Genomic DNA, 9340 nt, shown 5'->3' with positions numbered 1-9340 from the left:
CCTCCTGCCTCCTGCCTTCTGTCAACTGCTATGGCTTTGAACGAAGGACTGACCCAGCTTCCCAAAATGTGGCAAAATAGGGAGTTGTAATAAAAAATATTGTTAAGGTAATTTAGTGACTTCAACTGCTCAAGCTAGTGCGAGTGCGCGTCGTGCGGTCTTTCCATTTACAGCCATCGTTGGCCAGGAAGAAATGAAACTGGCGCTGCTGTTAAATGTCATTGACCCCAAAATTGGTGGTGTAATGATTATGGGCGATCGCGGCACCGGCAAATCTACAACTATCCGCGCCTTGGCGGATCTTTTACCAGAAATCCCTGTTGTCGCCAATGACCCCTTCAACAGTGACCCCAACGACACGGACTTGATGAGTGATGAAGTCCGTCAACAGGTAGCCCAAGGGTTGGAAATTCCCATTACTCACAAAAAGGTGCAAATGGTAGATTTACCATTGGGCGCGACAGAAGACCGAGTTTGTGGTACAATTGACATTGAAAAGGCTTTGTCTGAAGGTGTCAAAGCATTTGAACCCGGACTATTGGCCAAGGCTAACAGAGGTATTCTCTACGTTGATGAGGTCAACTTGTTGGATGACCACTTGGTAGACGTACTTCTAGACTCTGCTGCTAGTGGTTGGAACACTGTAGAACGGGAAGGGATTTCTATCCGTCACCCAGCCAAATTTGTTCTTGTCGGTTCGGGAAACCCAGAAGAAGGTGAACTGCGTCCCCAACTCCTCGACCGTTTTGGAATGCACGCAGAAATTCACACCGTCAAAGAACCAGCTTTACGGGTGCAAATCGTGGAAGAACGGGGAGAATTTGACCAAAATCCGCCGGTATATTTGGAAAAACACAAAACTCCCCAAGAAGCATTACAACAGCAAATTGTCAAGGCTCAGGAATTATTGCCACAAGTTAATTTAGACTATGACTTTCGGGTAAAAATTTCCGAAGTTTGTTCAGAATTAGATGTGGACGGGTTGCGGGGTGATATCGTTACTAACCGCGCAGCGAAAGCCTTAACAGCTTTTGAAGGTCGGACAGAAGTTACAGTAGACGATATCCGGCGGGTAATTACCTTATGTCTGCGCCACCGCTTGCGGAAAGATCCCTTGGAATCTATTGATTCTGGTTATAAAGTGGAAAAGGTTTTTTGTCGCGTTTTTGGTGTGGAACTACCAGAAGATACCACACAGAAAAATGGCGCAGGGATGAAAGCCGGAGTTCGTTAGTGATAATGTAGAGACGTTCCATGGAACGTCTCTACAAGGGTTAATTAACAACTGATCAATTATGAGAACCTGGTCAATTATGAGAACCTGGCATTTTTGGATCAATACCTTAATTTTATCTAGTGAATATCATCCACATCGGTTTGTGGAACTATTAATGTTGACATTAGCGATCGCTATGTTAGCAGTCTCTATCATTATCCCAGATCCACCTTACATCATCTTGGGTTTAAGCTTTTTTTGGAGCATCTTGCTTCTATCTTCTATCAACTTCTATCTTAGTTTTCAGGGTTTATAAAGGTTATGAAAATCGTGTTATGAAAATCGTCTAAGTAGGGTTTGCTGAAAAAGTCTTTTCGTGATGATAGGTGACAGGTGGCAGTTTTAGTCAGTTGGTATAGTTCAATCTCAGACAAAAATGTACGGTTTTGAAGTTCTCCGTCCGAATAGCCCTGCACTTTTTTCACCTCAAAAAGACTCAATTACTTGATTTATCTAGGTTTTGCTTTTATTCAGCAAACCCTAATTATTCGCTTTTCACCCCTTTACTAAAAATACGAAAATACAACCAGGTACTAAATTCTTTGATGGGAAATAGCAAATAAGTCAAAGGATTAACTGTGACAATAATATTTCTAAAATCCCGTTTTGCCAAAAATAAAATTCCCTTTGCAACTTGCTTTGCTGACATCACACCATAGGGATTTAATTGACTTTTAAATGGTCCTAAAATCAGTTTGCGAATGACACAAGTTTGATCTAATCGCTTGAGAGTGACAATATCTCCTAATGCTCTTTTACTCAGTTCATACAAAGGACTTAAAGCTGGAGAAACTTCCGCTTCTGATGTATTTACCCAAATTTCCTTAGTAGCTTTATCTTGCGCTCCTGTAACAGTGGCAGAAAAAATATCTATCAATTGTAAAGCGGAAAAAGTATTAACTTGATAGGAATTGTGAATGGCGGCAGAAGTTCTATCTCCATAGACATTTACGCCATGATTGATAATGAGAATATCAACTTTATTTAAACTTTCTTGTAGTTGATCTTCATTACCCAATTCCCATTTTATAACTTTAACACGCTCTTGGATTGCGATTTTTTCAGGACTAGTTGTTAATGCCACAACTTTGGCATTTTGTTTTAATAATTCTGCGGCTAATGCCTGTCCTAATGTACCGGAAGCACCTGTTAAAGCTATGGTTTTACCTTTGAGAGAAAGTCCTGTTCCTAATATTTTATCCACCAGAGGAAATACACCACTATAGTAAGCATTAACATCATCAAAATGATGTCGCCAATGATAGGTTCTATTTACCCACCAAACAGAGGGAATTGTTTCTAATGGTCCAGGTAAATGATTGTAGTCTGTGTCTATTGTTCCTTGGAAATATCGCACAGATGCGCCATATAAGAAAGTTATGGAGTATGCGACTCCTAACCATAATCCCCATTGATGAGCTAGTAAGGCAATCATTGTTAATATTGTTACTAATATGCCCGATTCAACGATATCGTGATACAACTGGGACTCGATATAGGCTTTTTGGGAAATTAAAGTTAAATCCCGACGGTATACGGCATGATGTTTATTGTGCCATTTCGCTAACCATGTTATCTGATGACACAAAGCATGATAAGCATCTCTGACAATTTCCGCAAGTAAAAGGGAAGAAAATCCCCAGGTTGTAAACTGGATACAGTTATTTACTAAAACCGAATCAATAGTTAAACTTTGAGCCAAAATCATTATCTTTCTGGTGACACCACTTTTCTTATTAAACCAAGTTATAGGCAAGAGTAAAAATATTCTCCCCTGCATCCCTGCCCTGTTATATTACTCATTTTGGGGAAGTGTAGGTGAGTTAATCAGACCATTGACTGCACCAAATAAGTTAATGGTGTTTCTATCATATAATTAAGCAGTCGTGTAAAATAAATTGTACGACTCCTAAATTCTTAAACAGGTTTGATGATGACCACACCATAAGCATCGGTGGGAAGATAATATTTTGCTGCTTGCATTAAATCCGTTGCTTGTTGTGCTTGAATATATTGAGGATAATTAAAAGCTGGTTCTAAATCACCAATTAATGAGTGATAATAACCATACAATCCAGAGCGATCGCTTGGGGTTTCATTGCCAAATATAAAACGATTTGCTACACGCCGGCGCACGCGCTCAATTTCTGATTCTTTGATCAATTGTGTTTGTAATTTGCTCAAATGTTCCACAATAGCTGATTCCACAGCAGCTAAATTTTCTACATCACATTTAGCAGAAATCGAAAATACACCTTGCAATAAATTACTTATATTACTCACAGAAATAGAAGAAACTAATCCCCGTTCTTCCCGTAAATCTTGCACCAATCTAGAGGTTCTTCCATGGCCTAAAATTCCCGCCACAACATCAAGTGCATAAGTTTCATTTAATTCCATCAATCCAGGAACTCGCCAAATCATCACTAATCTTGCTTGTTGTAAACTTTTATCCACCAGTTCCCGGCGGACTATTTCTGTAAATGCAGGTTCAGGAATAAAAGTTGTTTGTGTGATTTGTTTACTTGTTTGTAGATGATTTTTACTAAATTCGTCAGCAATAATTTCTATTAATTCTTCTACTGGTAAATTACCCACTGCTACTGCTGTAATTGACTGAGGTTGATACCAATAATCATGAAAATCTCGCATTTGTTGCGGTTGCACTTGAGAAATAACCGCCTCTGGACCAAGTACAGGACGACGATAGGGTAAATAATCAAAAGCAGTTTCCATAATATGACGATAAATCCGTCGTCGCGGATTATCCTCAGAACGCCTAATTTCTTCTAAAACTACCAAACGTTCTCTCTCAAAAGCTTCATCAGGAATACTCGGATTACAAACAACATCTATTTGTAACGGGGCTAATTCAGCAAAATCTTTAGGTGCAGTTGTAATATAATAGTGCGTATAGTCTTGACTAGTAGCAGCATTAGTTACTGCACCACGTTCTTCAATCCGGCGCTCAAATTCACCACTAATTAGTTTTTCCGTACCTTTAAAAACAATATGTTCTAAAAAATGGGCCATACCATTAATAGCATCGGACTCCATCGCTGAACCTGTTTTTACCCATAGGTTGAGATTAACCGCATCTATTGGCATTTGTTCGGCAATAATGGTTAAACCGTTGGGTAGAGAATGCAGTGTAGGTGCGTTAAGACGCGGAAATTTCAGCAGAGTTGATGTCATTGGTTGTGGTGTCTGAAGAGCAATGTTATTTTCTCTATCTTACAACTTTCTTGATCGTGTAAACCTGGTTAAAACTGCACAGAGAACCCAGGAATCTTTTTTTTGAGTTTTTTCTTTAGCTAAAATCTAATCTATTTTCTCTAGAAATTGTTGTATATGGTAAGTATTATTACCTGAATTTTCCGAAACTAACAAACCATTCCTATCTGCAAATGTAAGTTTTTGTTTTTTAGTTGTTCCCTCATTGGGTATAGGACGACATGAAAATAATAATCCTCTGAATTCAACTTTCGTATTGATTTGATTATTAAAAATTTTAATCCGTTGTAAAATAAAATCAACAAAACTTTTAGCCGCCTTTAATTGTTGTAAGTAACCTCCGGGATTTGTAGACTTCATTTCTATCAACAAAACATAAACCTTATTTGACTTTCTTAAAAATAAAATGCCATCATCTTTAGAACAAATACCTTTACATTGGGGATTAAGAAAAGGATATACAGGATCATTGTTTCCTTGTCCCTTATCTTTATGTAGAGAAAACCCAAAATAATCTATTGATTTTTTTAACTTTATCGTTACAAACTTACATTTTGCATCTGGATGTTCTTCTTTAATTGTAAGGGTGAAATCATTTTTATTGGAGATTACAACTAAATGAAAATCTTGTTTAATTGCAAGTTTTACTATATCAATTAAATTATCACTCATTATCCCAATCTTCCTCTTCTTGAGAAGCATAGTAAATATCATTGGAAGACTGATTAAGATTATTAATTACATCATCAAATGTTTGTGCAATAATACCTTCATTGGGATCAATTTCCATCTCCTTGATAGTCTTCTTATCAAATAAATAAGCTGATACTATTTCAGGTTTTAAATACTCACCAGGTTCATAACCATAACGCTCACGTAATTCACTAGCTTTTACAAAAGATTTACTTAACATAATCAAATTATTTAATTCACGGACAAAATAGGGACTATGGGTACTCAATACTACTCTAACACCATTATTGACCAATTTTGCCAATACTCTAGCTAAATTTCGTTGATTATCTGGATGTAAGCTTAATTCTGGTTCGTCAATCATTAAATAATCTCCTGATTGAGCCAGATGTTCTAAATAGAAAACTAAACTAAATAGAGTTTTGACGGTAGATGAAGTAAAATGTAAAGGCATTTTCTTATTGTTACTTTTATAAGGTAAGAAAAATATATCCCCATAACGATCTATTTCATATTTACCATTAATGATGTGTTTTTGAATGTATTGTGCTTGTATTTGATAATCACTTTTTCGCTTTTTGGTATTATTCAAGTCATTCAAAAACTCAATATAATCGGAAATCGGTTCTGCGTAACGAGAGTTAACAATATCTTTTAAAACCTCCATAGGATTAATATTATCTTTCTGTGCATGATGTAGCAGACGATTACGGATACTGGACAACTCTTTAAAAAATAAATTAAGTCCACCACGTTCAGCAGGAATTAAAAAACAATTTTGCTTCTTTTGGTTAAATGTGCTAAAAATTAACCCAATGATATTACTAGAAATCAACTCTGTCAATAATTTACGAGGAATACCTTTATCATCTCGTATTGTGAAAGTTACATTGGTATCATTTTCAGGTTTTTGAATATCTAAAAACCAGTCTGATTCTTTATTGCTTAGACTTACACGACTTTGCCAAGGATGATTAGTTATATTGGCTAAAATAAAATTAATATCAAGTTCTAATTTAATTTGAGTTTGCCTAAATTCATCGGATTTAACCCCAAACAAATTTGGTAAATGCTTATTAATTCCTTCTGTTATTTCTTCTAAGATATTACCATAGTTATCGCCGATCAAATTTTGAATATTATATTTACAGACTGTCTCTTGACTCAATTGCTTAACAAGATTCTCTACAAAATTAAAATTGGCTTCAAAACGCTGATCAAGTAGAGCGTATAAAGAATACATTACATAGGTTTTGCCTGTATTATTAGCACCACAAAGTAATGTAAAATCATTTAATTCTAAATGTCCTTGTTTAATAACTCCAAGATTGTCAAAGAAAACATTTGTTTTTAACATATTACTCCTTTGTGATGACAAAACTGGTTCATATTTTGAGAATAATTCAATTTATACAAGCGACAGGTTAGATAATAATGTTAATATAGCACTTTCAAATTAGTCATCAACAACAGAGAAAAAAGTAAATAGGATTTGAACTATTTTCCTTCTCCTTACTTGTCCCAGTCATAATTATTTATCCCAAATTACTTAGTATCCATCAACTTGCAACCACAAAAAAATTTAGAACAATCCTGGATAATTCGCTGTTTATCGGCATTTCTGTTGTTAGGTCAGATATTACTACATTTGATCCAAGGCAAAACCTACTATCGCAAGATATTAGAACACGCAGTCACAGCGGGCCCGGCTTCCCTCTCCCCTGTCTTGCTAGTCAGTGGTTTTGCTGGGATGATTTTCACTATTCAAACCGCCAGAGAATTAGTCAGATTTGGGTCAGTAGAAAGCGTTGGCGGTGCTTTTGCTTTAGCATTTTGTCGAGAATTAGCACCAATTTTAACTGCTAGTATTATCGCCGGACAAGTTGGTTCAGCTTTTGCGGCAGAATTAGGAGCAATGCGAGTCACAGAACAAATTGACGCTTTATATATGCTCAGAACCGATCCCATTGATTATCTAGTTCTACCCAGAGTTATTGCTTGCTGTTTAATGATGCCTGTAATGATGATTTTTGCCGTCGTTATCGGTATTACCGGAGGCGCTTTTGCCGCTATGCAGTTTTATCAAGTTGTTCCCGAAATATTTTTAGAATCGGTGAGAAATTTTTTATTACCATCAGATATTTTTATTATTCTCCTCAAGGGGGTAATTTTTGGAACTATAGTTGCTGTTAATGGCTGTAGTTGGGGACTGACAACCCAAGGAGGAGCAAAGGAAGTGGGAGAGTCAGCCACCAGGGCAGTTGTCACTACTTGGGTAGCAATTTTTATAATGGATTTTATATTGGCGTTACTATTATTTCAGCAGCCCATACTTTAATAGGAGTTACGCATAAGTTCGTGAAAAACTACCCACTCCAGGCATAGAGTCCACAGAGAAAAGAGGGTTTCAGAGATATTTAAGGAATACAGAGATTTTTGTTTGTTCCAAAAATGCTAAATTAATTTTGCTCAGGTAGTTATAACCCTGATAGAAAATCGGTTTCTAGCAATAGGTTCCAGACCATGTTGCAGGTTTTTATAAGGATCTCGGTTTACTACCATATTTGTTCCCCTCCAGGAACTTAAAGTAATTGCTCTCCCTGGCGGTAAATTTCCTGAGCGTAGTCTGTCCAAGTCCCTTGTCCCCAATAACGAAAACAGCTAGTTTGTAATAAGAGATTATGTAATAGCAGTTGGCGGTATTGACTGTCTTGAGTCAGATTTACACCTTCTTGATCAGATAATAAATCGTCAAATTTCTGATGAAATAAATTGCTAAGTTTGTACATGGGAGATAATACATTTTCGTATCCTTGCACCCAACTAATATGATTAGTCCATGATGCCCCATCAATATGAAAATTGGGGTGATTTTTTTTCAATTCTTGAATCGCATTTTCTACAGCATCCGGTTGATAATTATCTTTGGCAATTTGCGCCCAGATTTGATGTTGTCCACTTGCTTGACAGGTAGGAAAGTCTTCGGGTTGACAACCTGCTGCTGCTAATAATTCTAAATATTCTGTACCACAAACGCCAACAACACCAGTTTTGCCCCCTCCATTTTGCACCATATCCTCCCAAGCTCGTTGAAAACCGCCGGGAAATTCGTTCATCATTACACCACCGTTTTCACCATCACCTATTTGACTAACTATGGGAGGTACGAAAACATCACCTAATTTTTGTTTAGATAAAGTTTTTGCTTCATAATATGGCTGCATTTGGGCGACTAATTTAGTATCTGAACCTTGGGTTTTTATCAATGCAGTAATACTAATTTTTTCACCGTAGGAATTGCGAGCTATTAACCGATGTGGTAAATGTTTATAATTTAAAGGTTGACCATTAATTGTTTCTACGGTATGTTCTTGCACCAATAACCAACGATAACCACATTCTTTCAAGGCTTTGATAAATGCAAATAAGGTATCTGGATGGTTTGGTAAGTGCATTTCTGGAGGGGAAAATCCTTTGACTCTTGCTAATGCTTCCCAGCCAAAAATTGCAGCAAAATAATGTTGCCAAGCGATAATGTGTAGTTTAATATCTTTGATGGGTGTGGAAGGGATGACAGCATGACTCCACATAGTTCCCAACCATTCTACATAAGGTTGGTAGGTAGGATTACAAGTGATGTGTTTGAGATTATCCAGAATATCACCTCTGCCCATTTGTACCAATCCCCATAAAAGATTACCAGAATAATCCAACATCACACGGGGATTACAACCTTGTGCAACTAATTCAGGAATAAAATCTCCCATGCGACTATAACAATTAGCAAAAGGGGTAGCATTGTGATTATCTCCTTCTTGCTGATGTGTAAACATATATTGCAAATTGCTGATTAATGCACCATTATTTCCTGCTGGGATAGTGGGTTGGTGCATATGTAGAGCAATAGTAAATACTGCATTAATATCTGCTAATTTTAGATTAGTAGTTGGTAGAAAAATAGGTTCATTGTGGTTAACTACAGTCAACACTTCCTTTTCCCAACCGCATATATTTGGCAGATCATCAATAATTTCAGATAATGTAGGTATATCTGATAATTTAAACATTCATACTGCCTCAAATGTACAACTAACAATCTTGCACCGAAATTGGTCAATAAAATTATGAAAAATTTTA

8 protein-coding genes are annotated in these 9340 nt (G+C 36.6%); 3 read left to right on the top strand and 5 right to left on the bottom strand.

All coding sequences use genetic code 11. The features are described 5' to 3' along the window. Positions 1–115: 115 nt before the first annotated feature. Entirely contained in the window at positions 116–1234 is a 1119-nt protein-coding gene (bchI, locus tag CUN59_RS20055) for a magnesium chelatase ATPase subunit I (protein WP_104389489.1), read from the top strand. A gap of 61 nt (positions 1235–1295) precedes the next feature. Then, complete coding sequence (locus tag CUN59_RS20050; RefSeq protein WP_104389488.1) at positions 1296–1532, top strand: hypothetical protein; 237 nt, start codon at positions 1296–1298, stop codon at positions 1530–1532. A gap of 228 nt (positions 1533–1760) precedes the next feature. Here the strand turns inward: CUN59_RS20050 and CUN59_RS20045 are convergent, their stop codons facing one another. From CUN59_RS20045 to CUN59_RS20030, 4 genes are all read right to left on the bottom strand, one after another. Then, positions 1761–2984, bottom strand: coding sequence for a bifunctional sterol desaturase/short chain dehydrogenase (locus tag CUN59_RS20045; protein ID WP_104389487.1), 1224 nt, complete (start codon positions 2982–2984; stop codon positions 1761–1763). 209 nt (positions 2985–3193) lie between these two features. Next, the gene (locus tag CUN59_RS20040) at positions 3194–4471 is read right to left on the bottom strand and encodes a M16 family metallopeptidase (RefSeq protein WP_104389486.1); all 1278 of its coding nucleotides are present in this window, start codon (positions 4469–4471) and stop codon (positions 3194–3196) included. 126 nt (positions 4472–4597) lie between these two features. Next, positions 4598–5182, bottom strand: a complete 585-nt coding sequence (locus CUN59_RS20035; protein ID WP_104389485.1) for a hypothetical protein — start codon at positions 5180–5182, stop codon at positions 4598–4600. Beyond that, entirely contained in the window at positions 5175–6560 is a 1386-nt protein-coding gene (locus CUN59_RS20030) for an AAA family ATPase (RefSeq protein ID WP_104389484.1), read from the bottom strand. Before CUN59_RS20030 ends, CUN59_RS20035 begins: the two co-directional genes overlap by 8 nt. Before the next feature lie 207 nt (positions 6561–6767). Between CUN59_RS20030 and CUN59_RS20025 the strand changes: the two genes are divergently transcribed. Beyond that, positions 6768–7541: an MlaE family lipid ABC transporter permease subunit gene (locus CUN59_RS20025; RefSeq protein ID WP_104389483.1), complete on the top strand. Its 774-nt coding sequence runs from the start codon at positions 6768–6770 to the stop codon at positions 7539–7541. Between the two features lie 244 nt (positions 7542–7785). On the opposite strand, the gene CUN59_RS20020 is transcribed toward CUN59_RS20025, so the two are convergent. Beyond that, positions 7786–9270, bottom strand: coding sequence for a polysaccharide deacetylase family protein (locus tag CUN59_RS20020; RefSeq protein ID WP_104389482.1), 1485 nt, complete (start codon positions 9268–9270; stop codon positions 7786–7788). Between the last annotated feature and the right edge of the window lie 70 nt (positions 9271–9340).

This window comes from Cuspidothrix issatschenkoi CHARLIE-1, assembly GCF_002934005.1.
In the GTDB taxonomy this organism is placed as follows: Bacteria; Cyanobacteriota; Cyanobacteriia; order Cyanobacteriales; family Nostocaceae; genus Cuspidothrix; species Cuspidothrix issatschenkoi.
This window is presented reverse-complemented; position numbering and strand designations above follow the sequence as displayed.

Bases quoted from the DNA above. Each gene is read 5' to 3' on its own strand.
- CUN59_RS20050 (WP_104389488.1), top strand. From the start codon at position 1,296: ATGAGAACCTGGTCAATTATGAGAACCTGGCATTTTTGGATCAATACC.
- CUN59_RS20045 (WP_104389487.1), bottom strand. From the start codon at position 2,984: ATGATTTTGGCTCAAAGTTTAACTATTGATTCGGTTTTAGTAAATAAC.
- CUN59_RS20040 (WP_104389486.1), bottom strand. From the start codon at position 4,471: ATGACATCAACTCTGCTGAAATTTCCGCGTCTTAACGCACCTACACTG.
- CUN59_RS20035 (WP_104389485.1), bottom strand. From the start codon at position 5,182: ATGAGTGATAATTTAATTGATATAGTAAAACTTGCAATTAAACAAGAT.
- CUN59_RS20030 (WP_104389484.1), bottom strand. From the start codon at position 6,560: ATGTTAAAAACAAATGTTTTCTTTGACAATCTTGGAGTTATTAAACAA.
- CUN59_RS20020 (WP_104389482.1), bottom strand. From the start codon at position 9,270: ATGTTTAAATTATCAGATATACCTACATTATCTGAAATTATTGATGAT.